The organism is Neobacillus sp. BP17 (assembly GCF_059579525.1).
On record NZ_CM184198.1, the window covers coordinates 292,723 to 311,027 of the forward strand.

Sequence of the window (18,305 nt, forward strand, 5' to 3'; positions counted from 1 at the left end):
AGCACACTTTGGAACCGGTTCCGGACGGGATTTATTTTTACTCGAAAATGGAACCGGTTCCTAGATCAAATCAAAGGAAAAGAGAGGGATTAAGATGGATCATAAAAAAATTGCGCGAGAAGTTCTTAATGCCATTGGTGGTCAGGAAAACGTATCAGCTGCAGCGCATTGCGCCACACGCTTACGTCTAGTTTTACATGATGAATCAATTGTTAATCAGTCAGAATTGGATAACATGGATGTCGTGAAAGGGACCTTTGCAACAGGAGGTCAATTTCAAATTATCTTAGGATCTGGAACGGTGAACGAGGTCTACAAGCACTTGGCAGAGATGTCTGGTCAAACGGAAATGTCAACGAGTGATGTGAAAGACGCGGCGGCGAAGAAACTGAATCCGATTCAGCGATTCGTCAAAATGCTATCAGACATTTTTGTTCCAATTATCCCAGCGATCGTCGCTGGTGGTTTACTAATGGGAATCAACAATATCTTAACGGCTCCAGACTTGTTTATTGAAGGAAAATCCTTAGTGGATGCCAATCCAGAAATGGCGGATTTAGCAGCACTTATCAATACATTTGCCAATGCAGCCTTTGTCTTTTTACCGATTTTAATTGGTTTTTCAGCAACGAAACGGTTTGGAGGGAATCCTTTCCTTGGGGCCACACTTGGAATGCTAATGGTTCATCCGGACTTATTAAATGGGTACGGTTACGGTGCCGCGTTACTGAAAAATGAAGTCCCGGTTTGGAATCTTTTTGGGTTAGAGATTGAAAAAGTAGGTTATCAGGGAACCGTACTTCCTGTTCTTGCCGCGTCTTTTATTCTAGCAAAAATTGAATCATCTTTACGGAAGGTTGTTCCCTCTGCTTTAGACAATCTATTAACACCGTTATTGTCTATCTTTATTACCGGAGTTTTAACGTTCACATTGGTAGGACCGCTTACACGCTCAGCTGGTAATCTATTAACAGATGGAATTGTCTGGCTATATGACACAACAGGTGTCATTGGCGGAATCATCTTCGGTTTACTTTATGCGCCAATCGTTATTACAGGTATGCACCATAGCTTTATTGCGGTAGAAACGCAATTGCTTGCTGATGTTGTGAAAACGGGTGGATCGTTTATCTTTGTCATTGCGGCAATGTCAAACATTGCACAAGGAGCAGCGACACTTGCTGTGCTAAAGACGACGAAAAATGCCAAAATCAAAGGAACCGCTTCAGCAGCTGGAATCTCTGCCTTATTAGGAATTACGGAACCAGCGATGTTTGGGGTTAACTTGAAATTACGCTATCCATTTATCGGTGCCATTATTGGTTCTGCTGTCGGATCTGGCTTTGTTACAGTGTTCAAAGTTAAAGCAACGGCGTTAGGGGCAGCTGGTATACCAGGAATTATCTCGATTCGTCCAGATACAATTATTTCATATGTAATCGGTATGGCCATTGCGTTTGCCGTGGCATTTATCGTTACGATTGTTTTAGCAAAAAGAGAAGAGAAAATAGCAGTTAAAAGATCATCTGGTCAAGCAGCATAATAAAAGAATGAAAAGGGGAATCCTGTGATTCTCCTTTCTGTATTAGGAGTGAATCAGCATGGAATGGACAACCGAACAACGATACAGAAGCATGGACGACGTGACCGAAGAGGAAATTCAAGGGTTAGCCAACCTAGTGAATCAATGTCCATGGCGGCAGTCTTTTCATATTCAGCCGCTGACAGGATTGTTAAATGACCCGAATGGCTTTAGTTATTTTAATGGGGAATATCATTTATTCTATCAATGGTTTCCGCTTGGGCCGGTTCATGGGTTGAAGCATTGGTATCATACAAAGTCTAAAGACCTTGTTCATTGGGAAAATGTTGGAATGGGCATTGAGCCGTCGAATGAATTTGATAGTCATGGGGCATATTCCGGGAGCGGAATTGAGCATGATGGGAAATTATATTTAATATACACTGGCAACACGCGCGATGAATATTGGAATCGACACCCGTATCAATGTTTAGCCGTAATGAGTCCGGATGGAAGCATTGTGAAAATGGATGCACCGGTGATTGCTGCTATTCCAAGTGGCTATTCCGATCACTTTCGCGATCCTAAGGTTTGGCAACAAGGGGAGCACTTCTACGCGGTGATTGGTGCTCAAAGGGAGAATGAGACAGGAAGTGTCGTTTTATATCGCTCTATTGATCTAAAAGATTGGCAGTTTGCGGGTGAATTGAAGACTGGTTTAGGTGGAGAATTCGGTTATATGTGGGAATGTCCGGATTATTTTGAGCTGGACGAGCAAGGTGTGTTCCTTTTCTCCCCACAAGGGTTAAAAGCGGAAGGCGACCACTATCAAAACATTTATCAATCAGGGTATGTACTTGGAAGTCCAATAGATTTAGAGAATATCGAGTTAAAGCATGGTGCATTTCATGAGTTGGATCGCGGGTTTGATTTTTACGCACCACAATCGACGGTGGATCATCAAGGGAGACGTATTTTAGTCGGCTGGATGGGATTACCGGAGATTGACTATCCTACTGATAAAAATGGGTGGGCACACTGCTTAACACTCCCTCGTGAGCTATCGGTTAAAGACGGTAAGCTGGTTCAGCAGCCAGTGCCTGAGCTAGTATTGCTTCGCGGAGAAAAGGTGGAAGCGAGTCAAACAGTTGAGAATGAAAATGTTAGTTTGGATCATTTCGAGGGAGACGTGTATGAGCTTCTTGTGGAATTCTCTGATAGTACAGCAGAGGAGTTTGGTTTGGAACTCCGGGTCGGAGAAATAGATAAAACCGTGATTAAATATGATGCGGTTGCGAAAAAGGTTGTATTTGACCGGACTGGGTCGGGTGAATCCTTTGCTGAGGAGTTTGGTACCGTTCGGAAGTGTATGTTGGATGCTGAAAAGATTTCGTTCCGAATCTTTGTTGATGTCTCCTCTGTTGAAGTGTTTGTAAATAATGGGGAAGAAGTATTTACCGCAAGGATTTTTCCTGGTGAAAATAGTAATGGAATTCGCGTGTTTGCTCGTGGTGGTCAAACGAAAGTAAAGGCTGCTAAATGGGATATCATATAGACTTTTTAGACTTACTTGAGGTGAAAGAATGGGAAAGCTATTTTCGATTGGAGAGATATTAATTGATTTTATTCCACTTCAAAAAGGGGTGGCCTTAAAGGATGTTTTTTCTTTTGAGAGAGCTCCAGGGGGCGCGCCGGCAAATGTGGCTGCGGCCGTTTCTAAATATGGGCAGAAAGCAGCGATGATTTCTAAATTAGGAAACGATGCGTTTGGTGACTTTTTAGTCGAGCAGCTTGTCGAGGCTGGGGTTGAGATGGACAAAGTATACCGGACTGGTGAAGCGAATACGGCTTTGGCTTTTGTCTCGTTAAAAGAAAATGGGGAACGTGATTTTTCATTTTACCGTAATCCTTCTGCTGATTTGCTGTTAAGAGAGGAGGAGATCGAGCCAGCGTGGTTCCAAGCTGGGGATATACTCCATTTTTGCTCGGTTGATCTTGTGGAAAGCCCAATGAAACAGGCTCATAAAAAGGCAATTAGAGCTGTGTCAGAGGCGGATGGCCTGGTCAGTTTTGACCCCAATGTGCGGCTGCCGCTTTGGAAAAATCCAGATGACTGTCGTAAGGCGATTCTCGAATTCTTACCGACTGTGGATATCGTAAAGGTTTCTGATGAAGAGCTAAATTTTATTACGGGAATAAAAGAGGAGTCCGTTGCGATGCAATCGCTGTTCGTTGGAAACGTGAAGGCAGTTATCTACACAAAGGGAGCTGCTGGCGCAGATTTGTTTTTAAAGGATGAAAAGATTGAATCGAGAGGATACTCAGTTAAACCTGTGGACACTACAGGAGCGGGTGACGCATTCATGGGCGGATTTTTATATCAATTGCTAGAGTTGAAAGCAACCCTGGCTAATCTCGAGGAAGTATTACGGGGCAATCAAACAGAGATATTGCGATTTGCCAATGCAAGCGGGGCTCTCACTACAACAGGAAAAGGAGCAATTTCCGCCCTTCCAACTAAGGGGGAAGTTGAGGAGCTTATAGGCTAGTGATACGCATGTAGTCTGCAAGGGACAATGTATAGTTAGGCTTACTTTTATATTGGCATCAATAGCAAAAACCACTTCCTATAAAAATTAGGGAGTGGCTTTTTGTGCTGTTAAAATTTATCCATGTTTTTATCAAAGTAAATTACTATTCCAATAATCGGTTAATTTTAACATAAAAGGTAAACAATACAATCGTGTATTCTAAAACGTTCTAACGAAAATACTTTTGAGCATTTATAGGAGAGATTTTAATGTTCAAGAAAATCCTTGCTATCATACCGGACTATATCATTTTCGTACAAGCATTTATTACATTTATAGTTCCACTTGGATTTTTTAAATTTTTCAAATGGGTTCATTCATTAGAGAAGAGTGATGATTAATGAGATGGCGGAGGCTAAACAAAAACCGGATGAAAATTGAAAAATCTGCAAAAAATGCAAAACAGGATAAACAGCCATTTCAAGAATCTATTAATGAAATGACTGGCAATCTTACGGAAGATCTAAATTTAATTCGCCAAGAGATTGGGCATAATTCAGATGTGAAATTTCGTGAGTTTCAAATGGGAACAACGGGCATACGTATTGCTATTATTTTTATAGATGGGTTGGCAGATACGGATGTAATTAATAATCATATTTTGGTTGATCTCATGTGGGCTTCACCAAAAGATACCGGCCATCCTCTAAAAAATTCCTCCTTAAAGGAGTATATTAAAAATCAAGCCCTTTCTGTATGCGGTTTAAGTGAAGCTCGTGCTCTTAAGGATATAACCTCCGGAATAATGTTTGGGTCAATTGCGATTTTAGTCGATGGTCTAGAAGACGTTTTCCTGGCTGGCGTTTCTAATGCTAAAACAAGAAATATTGATGAGCCGCCTACTGAGGCATTAGTACATGGACCCAGGGTAGGCTTTATTGAAAATTTAAAGGATAATACAGCTCTTCTCCGGCGGCATGGCAAAGATCAAAACCTATCTATCATCAGCTCTCAGGTGGGAGAGCGCTCCAAAAAGGAACTAGTCATTATCTACATGAAAGATATTGTAGACCCTCATTTATTAGAAGAGGTTAAGCAACGGATTAACAAAATAAAAATTGATGATGTCCATGACTCTAGCTATATTGAACAATTAATCGAAGATAATTTTTTAAGTCCATTCCCGCAAGTGCAAAGTACAGAACGACCTGATCGTGTTATGGGGGCTTTGATGGAAGGAAGGGTAGCTATACTGTTGGACGGCTCACCTTTTGCCTTAATTGTTCCTGTTACCTTCCATATGCTGCTACAGTCTCCTGAGGACTATTACGAAAGATGGATGGCTGCGACATTAATTCGTATATTACGTTATTTTTCAGCCTTTATTGCTTTATTTGTTCCTTCTTTATATATTGCTTTTATTTCCTTTCATCCAGGGTTAATTCCAACAAAGCTCATTTTCTCCATTGCAGCCACCAGAGAGGGAGTTCCTTTTCCCCCTTTAATTGAGGCACTCATAATGGAAGTATCAATAGAAGTATTAAGAGAAGCCGGGCTTCGTTTACCGAAACCTATTGGACAATCGATAGGGATTGTCGGCGGTTTAGTCATTGGAGAAGCAGCAGTGCAAGCAGGAATAGTAAGTCCAATCATGGTCATCGTTGTTGCTGTCACGGCCATATCTTCATTCACGTTACCGCAATATAATGTAGGGATTGCATTAAGAATTCTTCGCTTTGCGTCAATGCTATTTGCTAGTGTGTTTGGATTATATGGAGTCATACTATTCTTCCTATTGATATGCAGCCATTTGGTCAGGCTTAAAAGTTTTGGCATTCCATATTTGAGCCCTGCTGTATCATTTCGATTGTCGGATTGGAAGGACTTCATGATACGGGTCCCCCTATTCCTGATGAAACGCCGTCCAAAACTGTTGCATCCAAAAGATTCAGTAAGAAAAAGGTAACGGTTTGAAAGGAGTTGACCAATTATGACCTCCAGTCCTTTAGATCGAATAACTTCTCATCAAGCAGTAATGTTTATCACAAATTTTATTTTCGGTGCAGGGATATTAACGCTGCCCAGAACCACGACAGAGAAAATCAAAACTCCCGATTCTTGGATCGCCATAATTGTTAGTGGAGTAATTATTACTCTTGTAGCAATAATCATATTAAAATTATGCCAACGATACCCAAATGAAACTTTCTATCAATTTAATCAAAAACTTCTTGGAAAATGGATAGGATCGCTGCTAAGTTTAACAGTTATCTGCTACTATATTGCGTTGTCCGCCTATGAGGTTCGAACTATGGCTGAAACTACCCGATTATTCCTACTTCAGGGGACACCAACATGGGCTATCATGATGCCCTTTTTGTGGATCGGTCTTTACTTAGTTCAGGGCGGGGTAAATGCCATTGCGCGGTTATTAGAAATTATTTTTCCAATTACGGTCCTGTTTCTCCTTATGGTCATGTTTTTAGGCATCGAATTATTTGAGGTGGATAACTTACGTCCGGTGCTAGGATCGGGGGTTAAACCTGTCTTGAAGGGGTTAACAACTTCCTCTCTTTCCTTTGCAGGCTTCGAAATTCTCCTCTTTATTTATATGTTTATGAAGGAAAAGACCAAGGTAACAAAAGTTCCATTACTTGGAGTTGGAATACCCTTTATCTTTTATACCATTACCGTGGTAATCGTAGTAGGTACCATGTCAGTAGAAGCGGTGGTGACACAAACATGGCCTGTACTTACATTTATTCGAAGCTTTGAAATCAAAGGCCTTTTATTTGAACGATTCGATTCCCTCATTCTTGTCATTTGGATTATGCAAATATTCTCTACGTATGTCATTGCATTATTTATTGCTACTCTAGGATTGAATCAGATTTTTTCGAAAAATAGTTCCGCGTTTATTTATAGTTTAATGCCGCTCATTTATTTAGTTTCTATGATTCCTAAAAATATAAATGAGGTATTTAAAATGTCAGATGTGATTGGTAAATTCGCCCTTTATTTATTTTTTATTATGCCGCTGTTCCTTTTCGCTATCTCCAAGGTGAAGGAAAGAAAATATGAAAAAATGTAAACCTATACTAAGAAATTCATTTGTCTCGATTCTTTTGCTTTTTCTGCTGCCAGGCTGTTGGAGCAGCAAGTCCATTGAAGATTTAAATATCGCTGTCGGCACAGCAGTAGATAAATCAAAAGATGGAAAAATACGATCAACTCTTCAATATGTAATACCAAATGCAATCGGTAATTCAAATAACAAATTGCCACAACAAAAACCTTATATTAATGTCTCTGCGACAGGAAATTCACTAGAACCAATTGGCTGGGAAACGACCTTACGAAGGGAAGGGTTTATTTCAGGGGCACATGAAAAGGCAGTGATTATTGGACAAAATCTTGCTCGTGAAGAGCCAATTAGAGAAATAACAGATTTGTTCTTTCGGGATATCGATATTAGAGGAAGTACCTTAGTTTTTATTTCTAAAGGAGCAGCCGCACGAACACTAGAATCAAAGGAACCAGAAGTCATTCCTGCTATACGCTTGGTAGAAATTGCAGAACAGGAACTTACAACGAAAGCTTTGAGGCACATCTCATTAATGAAAATATGGGGGAAATCGAACTCACAGACCAGCTTCCTTTTACAACTGATAGATATAAAAAAGGGAGAAATCGAACTTGATGGAGCGGCGGTAATCAAAGGAAGAACCAACAAGATGATTGGGATTCTTAATAAGGAAGAAATTGAAGGCATAAATTGGATAACAGGAGAGGGTAAAAGCGGAGCGGTAAAAGCCTACCAAAAAGATTCGGATAAACCCACATATTATCAGATTCAGTCAATGAAAAGCAAAATTAAGCCGCATGTTATTGGTGGTAGAATTTCGTTTGATGTAAAAATTGAGTCCGAGGGAAGAATTGCTGAATATTGGAATCCTCACTTTAAACCTGCTTTTAAGGACAAAACGATTAAACAAATCGAAAGTGCGACTGAGAAGGAAGTGAGGCGCTTAGTAGTGAATACCACCAAAAAAATGCAAAAGGAATTGGGAGTGGATGTGGGGGGATTTGGCAATCAATTACGAATAAAATACCCCAATGTCTGGAAAAGCGTAAAGGGGAATTGGGATGAAAAATTTAGTGAGCTTCCCATTACTTATGATGTATCGATTACGATAAAGGATTACGGAATGATTGGATCAAAGAAAAATTAAAGATAGTGGAATAAAATTTATTTTTTTCTGTAACCTGCCTTCTATAAGGCGGGTTATTCTTTTATATAAACACACGTGCCAGCATCCAAGAAAGCCGACCTGTTCTTAATTATGTTTCGTATCGCTGGGCGATATAACTCTTGCAAATAAGTCATAAATCCTTCATATTTAATAGAAAAGGAGGTTCGATATGCGACGTGATATACAACCGAATGAACGTGCGTTCTCTTCCAAAGAAGCGGCAGAAGAAGTAGGGATTGCAACGCCCACTGTTCGAAAATATGGCCAAATCTTAGAGCGGAATGGATATGAGTTTTTGAAGGATGGCGATCGACGTATCTTTGTTCAATCCGATATAGGAGCGCTTATAGCGTTACGCGATACGGACAAGCCCCTGGACGATACAGCTAAAGATATTGTGTATCAACAAAAAGAAAGATTAGAAGGATCCAGTGAAACAGAGATTGTAGCGCAGGAAATATTTGGGAATTTACCCCAAGACCCCAAGCAATTAAAAGAGGTCTTAATGTTTGTAGTCAATGAACTTGCAGCTGCACGTGAAATGAATGTTCAATTGACAAACGATATGTCACAGCTGAAGACCTCGGTTTCCCGACTTCAGCAAGATCACCATGTTATCAGTTCCAGTATTGCAAATTCAGCGCAAAAAACGAATACTAAAATTGAAAAATTAATTGAACAACAAAATACCCATTACGAAACATTGCTGCTACAAGAAATACAAAAAAGTGAATCCTTACAAAAAGAGATACAAAATATACGGGACGAACTGGAAAAAGAATGGCGTTCACAAAATGATTTTAATAAACGTTTAGAAGAGGCGATTGAGAAACCTAGAGTAAAATGGGGAGGACTTTTATCGATATTTAGAAAATAAAGTGTCCTTTTAGGCTGCTCTAATGTCTTTTGTATCGCGGGGCGATATGCTGTTTGTTTCGTATCGCTAGGCGATATACTAAAGGCCTTGGGTACCAACATAAAAAAGGACTAGAAGAAACCGTTGCGATACCCGATACAAATAAAATTTCACCCCACGACCTCATTCAATTAAAATTTCACTATTTTTCAAATTTCAACAAATTCCCGGGAAATATCTACAAATTCTGAAGTATATATCGACAAAGTTAGAAGCTATTATTTAATCTATATTTCTAGATGAATGGAAGGCATAATGTAATATCATTATTTCTCGAAAAAGCATTGAACCTTACTTAATCAGGTTTAGTGCTTTTTTTATTTATGCTGTTATCGGCATCGATGTTCGGACACGAGTGCCATTGAAATCACGAAAGCTGTCCGAAGCTGACCGATGTTAGGACATGAGTGCCATTGAAACTATGAAAGCTGTCCGAAGACGCCCGATGTTAGGACATGAGTGCCTTTGAAACTATGAAAGCTGTCCGAAGACGATTGATGTTCGGACATGACTCCCTTTGAAACTATGAAAGCTGTCCGAAGACGCCCGATGTTCGGACACGAGTGCATTTGAAACTATGAAAGCTGTCCGAAGACGACCGATGTTAGGACACGACTTCCTTTGAAACTATGGAAACTGTCCGAAGACGCCCGATGTTAGGACACGAGTGCATTTGAAACTATGGAAACTGTCCGAAGACGACCAATGTTTGGACACGAGTGCCTTTGAAACTATGAAAGCTGTCCGAAGACGACCAATGTTTGGACACGAGTGCCTTTGAAATCACGGAAGCTGTCTGAAGACGCCCGATGTTTGGACATGACTCCCTTTAAAACTATGAAAACTGTCCGAAGACGCCCGATGTTTGGACACGAGTGCCTTTGAAATCACGGAAGCTGTCTGAAGACGCCCGATGTTTGGACATGACTCCCTTTAAAACTATGAAAACTGTCCGAAGACGACCGATGTTCGGACACGAGTGCCCTTGAAATCACGAAAGCTGTCCGAAGACGCCCGATGTTCGGACACGACTCCCTTTGAAACTATGAAAGCTGTCCGAAGACGACCGATGTTCGGACACGAGTGCCTTTGAAACTATGAAAGCTGTCCGAAGCTGACCGATGTTTGGACATGAGTGCCTTTGAAACTATGAAAACTGTCCGAATGGGCCACAAATCAAATACAGCAACAACGTTTACTATAAGAGCTTTATTTATTTTCTCAGTGCTGCTTTCTAGATATGAAATTTACTATTGTCTTAGACTGGTGGACATGATAGAATCTGAATATTATAAATTTTCAAAAGTTATATCGATAAAGGAAATCGCTTTCTTAATTGTTCATCGAGAAACTACATAAATAGTGGAATATTTTGGGGAGGATTACAGATGAGAAAGAGTTTAGCATTAGTATTGTGTGGATTATTATTGTTACTTTCCGCGTGCAGTGGGGGAAGTAAGGAAACAGGAGGAGAGGAAAAAGAGAAAGTTGTAAAAATAGGAATTACGCAAATTGTTGAACATCCGTCTCTTGATGCAGCTCGTGAGGGTTTTATCGCAGCACTGAAGGATGCCGGCTATGAAGAAGGAAAGAATCTGAAGCTTGATTATCAAAATGCTCAGGGGGACATGAACAATAATACGTCCATTGCCCAAAATTTAGTCGCAGACAAGAATGACCTTATTTTGGCTATTGCCACAGCTAGTGCTCAGGCGGTGGTCAATCAGACGAAGGATATTCCAACCTTATTTACTGCGATTACCGATCCAGTGGGAGCCGAGCTTGTCCAAAGCTTAGAAAAGCCAGGCGGGAATGTGACAGGTACATCTGATACACATCCTGACGCGATAAAGAACACGATTGCCGCAATTAAAACCTTTATTCCTGATGCCAAGAAAGTAGGCATCATATATAACAATGGAGAACCCAACTCTGTTGTAAATGTAAAACACGCGAAGACAGCAATAGAGGCAGCCGGACTGGAGTCAGTTGAAACCACGATAACAGCTAGTTCTGAAGTAAAGCAGGCGGCCGAGTCAATGGTAGGTCGTGCGGACGTATTATACATTCCAAAGGATAATACCGTTGTTGCTGCCCTTGAGTCAGTTATAACTGTTGCCAATGCCAAGGATATCCCAACCTTTGTTGGTGAAGGTGATTCTGTAAAACGCGGAACATTCGCATCTTATGGATTTGACTATCACGATTTAGGCTACACTACCGGTAAAATGGCAGTGGAAATTCTCAAAGGAAAAAAACCAAGCGAAATTCCTGTTGGCTTCCCGGAAAACCTTGAGCTATTCATTAACAAAAAAGCAGCTCAGGAAGAAGGAATTACCTTAACAGAGGAGATGCTTAAGGACGCAAGAATAGTAGGAGAATAAGACCCTGCGATTATCTGTAACCTGCCATAAACATGGCAGGTTTTTTTCCGGGAGCTTTTTTTATAAAGATATTTCATTATTGAAAAAATTTTTATAATTATATTGACATTCTCTTTATCCGATGATAAATTTTAAAACATAGTTAACCAATCGGAATAATGTATATGCCGTACAGACAACTGTAGGCCTTGCTTCGCTTCTAAAGCGTGCAAGGCCTTTTTTGTTAAAAAAGGCTGTGTTAAAGGTTAATGTTGATTTTAGCACTCTGTTCATTGGAGTGGAAGGCACGAAGACTCCTGCGGGAGTACGGGGCAGGGGAGACCCCGCAGGAGCACAGCGACGAGGAGGCTCCCCGGCACGGAAATCAACAGACGAGTTTAACACAGCCTAAAAAAAGGAATTATCATTTCATTTCGATCATTTTTAAGTGTCGCTCATGCCTTAATTGGTTGGACCACTGGACGTTCAACCAGCATTAAAATTCAATAAAGGAGATGGTGTAAATTGTCACACAAATTCTTAATTCATCACATCGGTGATTCCGTTGGAGTTGCCATTGCGGACATTTCTGCAGACGAGGCTGTACAGGGAGTTTATTTAGAGGATGATTCTACCATTCTAATAAACTCCAAACATGATATTCCTCTAGGACATAAGATTGCGCTAGAAGATATTACTAAGAACAGTAAGGTGATTGAGTACCGCGTGCCAATCGGCATTGCAACTGAAGAAATTAAACAAGGAAGTTATGTACATACACATAACCTAAAAACGGCGAGGTGGTAAAAATGGAAAATATTATTTGGGGTTACCGTAGAGAAAATGGAAGAGTTGGTATTCGAAATCATGTAGTGATCCTGCCTGTGGATGATATCTCCAATGCTGCAGCAGAAGCAGTAGGTAGAATTGTGCCTGGGACATTAGCAATCCCGCATGCATACGGCAGATTGCAATATGGACCTGATCTTGATTTATTTTTTAATACAATGATTGGCAATGGGGCGAATCCAAACGTGGCGGCCGTTGTCGTAATTGGGATTGAGCCAAAGTGGACCGAGCGAATTGTAGAAGGAATTAAGAAGACAGGAAAACCTGTAGCGGGTTATTCTATCGAGCGATATGGTGATTTTTCCACAATTGAGAGGGCAGCAAGAACAGCCCAAAAATTCCTCCAACAGGCTTCTGAAATCCAAAGAGAACCTGTTGAGCTTTCTGAAATTCTAGTAAGTATCAAATGCGGCGAGTCAGATACGACGACAGGATTGGGGTCGTGCCCAACGGTAGGAAATGTAGTAGACCGGTTAGTCGATGGAGGAGGAACGGTATTTTTTGGTGAGACTTCGGAATTAACCGGGGGAGAACATTTAATCGTTGATCGTTGTGAGACACCTGAAGTAAAAGATAAGTTCTTAGACATTTACAATAATTATATAGAAGAAATTGAATCAAAAGGTGTTGACCTGCTAGGAAGTCAGCCTACAGAAGGGAATATTAGGGGGGGACTTACCACTATTGAAGAAAAAGCCCTTGGTAATATTGAAAAAACAGGCACGAAAAAAGTAGTCGATGCATTAGGTCCTGCAGAAGCACCGACAAAAACCGGCTTGAATTTTATGGATACTTCATCTGCTGCCGCCGAGTGCATAACTTTAATGGCAGCCGGAGGAGCAGTTGTCCATTTCTTCCCAACAGGCCAAGGGAATATTATTGGTAATCCAATCGTACCTGTAATAAAAATCTCAGCGAATCCAATTACGGTTGAGACGATGTCAGAGCATATTGATGTGGATGTGACCGGTTTGTTAAATCGGGAATATAACCTTCAACAAGCTGGGGATCAATTATTACAAATGTTAATTAGAACCATTAACGGACGTTTAACCGCTGCTGAAAGTCTCGGACATAGAGAATTTGTCCTTACTAAACTTTATCGTAGTGCTTAAGTGAGGCGAAAATGAAAATAATTATTTCAGAAAAGATGTCTTCTTCCGGTATTTCTCTGCTAAACATCATGGGACAAGTAATAGAGATCCCAGATTTATGGGCAAATAAAGAGAAGTTAATTAATGAAATAATAGATGCTGATGCTTTAATAGTCAGAAATCAAACCAACGTTGACCAAACAGTGATCTCTGCTGCAAAGAAGCTGAAGGTAATTGGTAGATTGGGAGTGGGACTTGATAATATTGATCTTCAAGCAGCGAACCAGCGAAAAGTTAAAATTATTTCTGCCCTAAATGCCAACTCCATTTCTGTTGCTGAGTACGTAATGTCCGCAATTTTGAATGCTAATCGGTCACTTTCTAGAGCGGCTGAAGACGTAAGTATTGGGAATTGGAACAGACAACGATTTACTGGAAATGAGATATACGGAAAAACGTTAGGTTTAGTTGGAACTGGCGATATAGGTCATAGGCTTGCGAAGCGTGCCTTAGCATTTGGTATGAAGGTAGTTGGTTATGATCCCTATTTACATGATTTAAGTTTCCCGTTTGTCGAAACAGGAATCGAAAAGATTCCATTTCATCAATTACTTATCGAGTCCGATTTCATTAGCATACACACTCCATTAACACTAGATACACGTTCGATGTTTAGTTCGTCAGAATTTAATTTAATGAAAAAAGAGGCCTTTCTTATTAATACATCTCGAGGCGGGATTGTAAACGAACATGCTCTATTAGAAGCAGTTGAATCAGGGGAAATTGCAGGAGCCTATTTAGATGTTTTAGATAAAGAACCTGTGGAACCTGACCATTTTTTATTAAACAATAAACGTATTATCATCACTCCGCATATCGCCGGGTTAACAATGGAATCACAAGAGAGAGTTACTAATATGATCTGTGAGGAAGTAGTAAAAGTTCTTAAAGGGGTAGATTCCCTGATGGTTGTAAAATAATCGTTAATTAAAAGGCAGTGATGGCATTGGTGATATACCAACCGGAGCATTTAAAAGAATTTATAGTAAATGTATTAAAAAGTCAACATGTGAATCAGGCCGATGCAGGTGTTGTGGCAGACTCTTTAGTGAGAGCAGACCTGGAAGGGGTCAGCAGCCATGGCATTAGCAGGTTGGCTATTTATTCTAAAAGAATGGAGGAAGGACGGATTAATCCGACCCCTTCCATTTCGATTCAGAAAAAGGCGTTATCGGTCTTATCTGTAGATGGTGACAATGGTCTGGGACAGGCAGTTGCTTATCACGCTTTAAAAGAAGGTATAGCTCTTGCAAAAGAAACAGGAATCGCTGCCATTGGAGTCAGAAATAGCAATCACTTTGGCACTGCTTCTTATTACTGTCAATTAGGCTGTAAAGAAGGTCTGGCAACCATTGTTATGACCAATTCTCCACCAGGAATACCGCCTTGGGGAGGAAAAGAAGCATTTTTTGGCACCAACCCAATTGCTTTTGGCTTTCCTGTAAATAATCAACCCGATTGTATCATCGATATGTCTGCAAGTGTAGTGGCAAGAGGAAAAATTATCTCTGCGGCTAAAGAAGGAAACTCCATTCCAAAAGGCTGGGCCATCGATCAACATGGGGAGGATACCGAAGATCCAAAGGCGGCTTTACTTGGGGCTGTACTTCCTTCCGGAGGAGTAAAAGGATACGGCTGGGCTCTTGCTGTTGAGATTCTTTCAGGAATTTTAACACGAGCAGCATATGGTCCAACTGTAAACAGTATATATGAAGATTCGCAAGACATAGCAAACGTTGGCCATTTCTTTCTCTTGATTGACATTGAAAAGTTCCTTCCGCTCCATAATTTTTCAGAAACGTTGAAAACCATGTTATCTCAAATCAAGGATAGTCCTAAAAAAGAAGGAGTCGAGTCGATTCTTTATCCAGGAGAACGCAGGGAAAAGTCGTACAATGAAAGATTGGAGTCAGGCATTATTTTATCCGCTGAAGTTAGAAAAGAATTAAAGGCCCTTGCAGAAAAGTTCAAATTGGATATTCCCGGTGGATTTGATGTTTAAGCAACTAAAGTTTGATCGTTCAACTGTTCCAAGTAAGATTGTGGAGGAATTTAAGCGTCTCATCAAAAGTGGAGAATTAAAGCTGGGAGAAAAATTGCCAGCTGAAAGGGAGCTGTCACAATGGCTTAATGTAAGCAGAAACACAATAAGAGAATCCTATAAAATTCTCTCGACATTGGGATTAATCGAGATCAAGCACGGACAAGGTGCTTTCGTAATGAATGAAAATAGTAATTTGCATTCATTGACCGATCATTTGTTTGTTAGGACCGACCAATTTGCGGATTTGTTTGAAATTAGAAAACTTATTGAAACACAAGCGGTGGTATGGGCAGTCGAGAGAGCATCTGATAAGCAGGTAAATGAATTATATCAGTATGTGGTAGACACTATCCAGCTGATAAAGGCGGATAAAGTAGAAAGGTCAAGTTTGTCAAAAAGAGACCAGGAATTCCATTTAATAATCCTAAAACTTTCACATAATGCATTAGCACTTCGCATGATGATAAATCTTACTGGGCAGCTCCGATCTATGAGAAAGGAAACAGCTAAAATACCAGAACGTATCCAATATTCTTGGAATGAACATGTAAAAATAGCAGAAATGATAAAAGCACGTAATGCTGAAAAAGCAAGAGAGTATATGGAGAAACATTTAGAAAGTGTTGAACAGACGTTAAAAGTTGGAACACAGGAAGGAGAGATCTAATGCAAATAAAGTTTATTTCTCCGGACAGAATTGGTGCCATTATCTCAATCATTTTAGGGTGTTTGTCCATCGTTGAATCTATTAGACTTTATCCCTATGGAAACAAAATACTGACTGGGGACCACACTTTTCCCGGATTAATAGGTGTTCTCCTTGTTATCGCTGGAGGAATCCTTCTATTTGAACGAACGAGCAAAGAGAAGACTAAACCTGTCCTGCCTAGAGGAAGAACCGCTTTTATAATGATTGTATCTATCGGCAGCTTATTTATTTATTGTCTTTTAATCGAATACATTGGTTATTTTTTCAGTACAATGATTACGTTTATATACATGATTAAAATAATCGGAAATTATCGGTGGATTTTCTCAATACTTATCTCGGTAGTCCTTACTACTGCTTTGTACTTATTATTTATTGTCTTGTTGAAAACACCCTTTCCGAGTAACAATTTACCTTTTTAGAAGGGGGAAGTATAGAAATGGAATCCATCATGTATCTTTTACATGGACTGACTGAAGTCCTTACCCCTTTCAATCTATTGATTGTAGTATTGGGTTCGCTGCTTGGAACACTTGTCGGAGTTCTTCCAGGACTTGGACCAACATCAGCAATTGCCATCCTTTTGCCAATGACAACTATTCTTGATCCTGCACAAGGAATTATGATGATGGCAGGAATATATTATGGATCCATGTATGGGGGATCTACGACGGCCATTTTAATGAACATACCTGGCGAAGCCTCTTCCGTACCCACCACCTTGGATGGATACCCAATGGCAAAATTGGGGAGAGGGGGAGCGGCACTTGGTGTTGCTGCCATAGGCTCCTTCATTGCAGGAATAATTGGACTAATTGGTCTTGTTTTATTTGCTCCTATCTTGGCAGATCAAGCGTTAAAGTTTGGACCGCCGGAGTACTTTACCTTAATGCTCATTGCCTTATTGATTTTATTCAATTTAACTGGCTACTCTTTTGCGAAGTCAATGATTATGGGCTTGTTTGGGTTTTTAATCTCGTTGGTCGGGATTGGCATTTCAAGTGGTATGCCAAGATTTAATTTTGGGGTGGGTGCTCTGACTGGCGGATTCGAAATGATTAGCGTGATTATTGGATTATTTGCCATAACAGAAGTGTTAAAAGGACTTGAGGAAAAACGGGTTAGCATAAAACATGAAAAAATAAAAAATGCCTATCCAAATAAGGCGGATATGAAAACGAGTTTATTTCCTATCCTAAGAGGAAGCCTGCTTGGTTTTATTCTAGGAATTTTACCAGGAGTATCGGCAACAATTACTTCTTTCCTTTCCTATGACTTGGAAAAAAAGGTTTCAAAGAACCCAGAAAAATTTGGCAAAGGTGCGATCGAAGGGGTCGCAGGTCCAGAATCCGCCAATAATGCAACAAGTTCTGGAGGTTTCATCCCCTTGTTAGCACTAGGTATTCCGGCATCACCACCTCTAGCTATTTTATTAGCGGCATTAATGATCTATGGATTAACGCCAGGACCAGTTCTTTTTGAACAAAATAGCCAGCTGGTGTGGACGGTTATTGCTAGTATGTTCGTTGGAAATATTATTCTACTTATCTTAAATCTCCCATTGATTGGCCTATGGGCAAAACTTACAGAGGTGCCCTTTGGGATTTTAGGTCCTTTGATTTTGATGGTTAGTGTATTAGGCGCTTACTCTGTTCGAAACAGTATGTTTGATGTGATTGTAGCAATAATTTTTGGAATACTAGGATATCTGTTTCATAAATATCAGTGGCCCATTATCCCTTTTGTTTTATGTTTAGTCTTAGGTCCAAAAATGGAAAGTTCATTTATTCAATCGCTTGAAATATCATCAGGAAATTTGTTGATCTTTTTCCAAAGGCCCATTTCATTAACATTACTTCTATTAGCAGGGGTATTAATGATCATCTCTATCTTTTTAATGAAACGGACAAAAAAGCGTATCATGCAGGAGACAGGCGGCCAGATGGAATTTTAATAATATAGAA

The 18,305-nt window shown here is 40.1% G+C and carries 16 protein-coding genes; all 16 read left to right on the top strand.

Annotated elements, in window-relative coordinates:
* The first annotated feature begins 94 nt into the window (after positions 1–94).
* The 16 genes from AC4QJR_RS01525 to AC4QJR_RS01600 all read left to right on the top strand — a co-directional run bounded on the left by AC4QJR_RS01525 (position 95) and on the right by AC4QJR_RS01600 (position 18,295).
* On the top strand, positions 95–1,543 hold the full coding sequence (locus tag AC4QJR_RS01525) for a sucrose-specific PTS transporter subunit IIBC (protein WP_496525047.1): 1,449 nt from the start codon (positions 95–97) through the stop codon (positions 1,541–1,543).
* A 58-nt stretch (positions 1,544–1,601) separates the two neighbouring features.
* The gene (locus AC4QJR_RS01530) at positions 1,602–3,077 is read left to right on the top strand and encodes a sucrose-6-phosphate hydrolase (RefSeq protein WP_496525048.1); all 1,476 of its coding nucleotides are present in this window, start codon (positions 1,602–1,604) and stop codon (positions 3,075–3,077) included.
* 28 nt (positions 3,078–3,105) lie between these two features.
* Positions 3,106–4,071: a carbohydrate kinase family protein gene (locus tag AC4QJR_RS01535; protein ID WP_496525049.1), complete on the top strand. Its 966-nt coding sequence runs from the start codon at positions 3,106–3,108 to the stop codon at positions 4,069–4,071.
* 251 nt (positions 4,072–4,322) lie between these two features.
* Positions 4,323–4,454 carry a hypothetical protein gene (locus AC4QJR_RS01540; RefSeq protein ID WP_496525050.1) on the top strand — a complete coding sequence of 44 codons (132 nt, stop codon included), beginning with the start codon at positions 4,323–4,325 and terminating at the stop codon, positions 4,452–4,454.
* On the top strand, positions 4,454–6,019 hold the full coding sequence (locus AC4QJR_RS01545; RefSeq protein WP_496525051.1) for a spore germination protein: 1,566 nt from the start codon (positions 4,454–4,456) through the stop codon (positions 6,017–6,019). Before AC4QJR_RS01540 ends, AC4QJR_RS01545 begins: the two co-directional genes overlap by 1 nt.
* Before the next feature lie 24 nt (positions 6,020–6,043).
* Positions 6,044–7,144, top strand: a complete 1,101-nt coding sequence (locus AC4QJR_RS01550) for a GerAB/ArcD/ProY family transporter (RefSeq protein WP_496525052.1) — start codon at positions 6,044–6,046, stop codon at positions 7,142–7,144.
* A complete protein-coding gene (locus AC4QJR_RS01555; protein WP_496525053.1) occupies positions 7,131–8,285 on the top strand; it encodes a Ger(x)C family spore germination protein in 1,155 nt (384 codons plus the stop codon). The genes AC4QJR_RS01550 and AC4QJR_RS01555 overlap by 14 nt, the downstream gene beginning before the upstream one ends.
* A 190-nt stretch (positions 8,286–8,475) precedes the next feature.
* Positions 8,476–9,183, top strand: a complete 708-nt coding sequence (locus AC4QJR_RS01560) for a hypothetical protein (protein ID WP_251463194.1) — start codon at positions 8,476–8,478, stop codon at positions 9,181–9,183.
* Positions 9,184–10,610: 1,427 nt separating this feature from the next.
* A complete protein-coding gene (locus tag AC4QJR_RS01565) occupies positions 10,611–11,606 on the top strand; it encodes an ABC transporter substrate-binding protein (RefSeq protein WP_496525054.1) in 996 nt (331 codons plus the stop codon).
* Positions 11,607–12,110: 504 nt separating this feature from the next.
* A complete protein-coding gene (locus AC4QJR_RS01570) occupies positions 12,111–12,392 on the top strand; it encodes a UxaA family hydrolase (protein WP_496525055.1) in 282 nt (93 codons plus the stop codon).
* A gap of 2 nt (positions 12,393–12,394) precedes the next feature.
* A complete protein-coding gene (locus tag AC4QJR_RS01575; protein WP_496525056.1) occupies positions 12,395–13,549 on the top strand; it encodes a UxaA family hydrolase in 1,155 nt (384 codons plus the stop codon).
* Between the two features lie 11 nt (positions 13,550–13,560).
* The gene (locus tag AC4QJR_RS01580; RefSeq protein ID WP_496525057.1) at positions 13,561–14,508 is read left to right on the top strand and encodes a hydroxyacid dehydrogenase; all 948 of its coding nucleotides are present in this window, start codon (positions 13,561–13,563) and stop codon (positions 14,506–14,508) included.
* A 20-nt stretch (positions 14,509–14,528) separates the two neighbouring features.
* Positions 14,529–15,590: an Ldh family oxidoreductase gene (locus AC4QJR_RS01585; protein WP_496525058.1), complete on the top strand. Its 1,062-nt coding sequence runs from the start codon at positions 14,529–14,531 to the stop codon at positions 15,588–15,590.
* Positions 15,583–16,299 (top strand): FadR/GntR family transcriptional regulator, encoded by a 717-nt coding sequence (locus AC4QJR_RS01590; RefSeq protein WP_496525059.1) that lies wholly within the window; start codon positions 15,583–15,585, stop codon positions 16,297–16,299. The genes AC4QJR_RS01585 and AC4QJR_RS01590 overlap by 8 nt, the downstream gene beginning before the upstream one ends.
* The gene (locus tag AC4QJR_RS01595; RefSeq protein ID WP_375377377.1) at positions 16,299–16,763 is read left to right on the top strand and encodes a tripartite tricarboxylate transporter TctB family protein; all 465 of its coding nucleotides are present in this window, start codon (positions 16,299–16,301) and stop codon (positions 16,761–16,763) included. Before AC4QJR_RS01590 ends, AC4QJR_RS01595 begins: the two co-directional genes overlap by 1 nt.
* Positions 16,764–16,780: 17 nt before the next feature.
* Positions 16,781–18,295, top strand: a complete 1,515-nt coding sequence (locus AC4QJR_RS01600) for a tripartite tricarboxylate transporter permease (RefSeq protein WP_496525060.1) — start codon at positions 16,781–16,783, stop codon at positions 18,293–18,295.
* Positions 18,296–18,305 lie beyond the last annotated feature (10 nt).

Coding starts and splice junctions, on each gene's coding strand:
- AC4QJR_RS01565 (WP_496525054.1), top strand. CDS start 10,611: ATGAGAAAGAGTTTAGCATTAGTATTGTGTGGATTATTATTGTTACTT.
- AC4QJR_RS01535 (WP_496525049.1), top strand. CDS start 3,106: ATGGGAAAGCTATTTTCGATTGGAGAGATATTAATTGATTTTATTCCA.
- AC4QJR_RS01580 (WP_496525057.1), top strand. CDS start 13,561: ATGAAAATAATTATTTCAGAAAAGATGTCTTCTTCCGGTATTTCTCTG.
- AC4QJR_RS01545 (WP_496525051.1), top strand. CDS start 4,454: ATGAGATGGCGGAGGCTAAACAAAAACCGGATGAAAATTGAAAAATCT.
- AC4QJR_RS01595 (WP_375377377.1), top strand. CDS start 16,299: ATGCAAATAAAGTTTATTTCTCCGGACAGAATTGGTGCCATTATCTCA.
- AC4QJR_RS01585 (WP_496525058.1), top strand. CDS start 14,529: ATGGCATTGGTGATATACCAACCGGAGCATTTAAAAGAATTTATAGTA.
- AC4QJR_RS01575 (WP_496525056.1), top strand. CDS start 12,395: ATGGAAAATATTATTTGGGGTTACCGTAGAGAAAATGGAAGAGTTGGT.
- AC4QJR_RS01560 (WP_251463194.1), top strand. CDS start 8,476: ATGCGACGTGATATACAACCGAATGAACGTGCGTTCTCTTCCAAAGAA.
- AC4QJR_RS01600 (WP_496525060.1), top strand. CDS start 16,781: ATGGAATCCATCATGTATCTTTTACATGGACTGACTGAAGTCCTTACC.
- AC4QJR_RS01590 (WP_496525059.1), top strand. CDS start 15,583: ATGTTTAAGCAACTAAAGTTTGATCGTTCAACTGTTCCAAGTAAGATT.
- AC4QJR_RS01540 (WP_496525050.1), top strand. CDS start 4,323: ATGTTCAAGAAAATCCTTGCTATCATACCGGACTATATCATTTTCGTA.
- AC4QJR_RS01550 (WP_496525052.1), top strand. CDS start 6,044: ATGACCTCCAGTCCTTTAGATCGAATAACTTCTCATCAAGCAGTAATG.
- AC4QJR_RS01555 (WP_496525053.1), top strand. CDS start 7,131: ATGAAAAAATGTAAACCTATACTAAGAAATTCATTTGTCTCGATTCTT.
- AC4QJR_RS01525 (WP_496525047.1), top strand. CDS start 95: ATGGATCATAAAAAAATTGCGCGAGAAGTTCTTAATGCCATTGGTGGT.
- AC4QJR_RS01530 (WP_496525048.1), top strand. CDS start 1,602: ATGGAATGGACAACCGAACAACGATACAGAAGCATGGACGACGTGACC.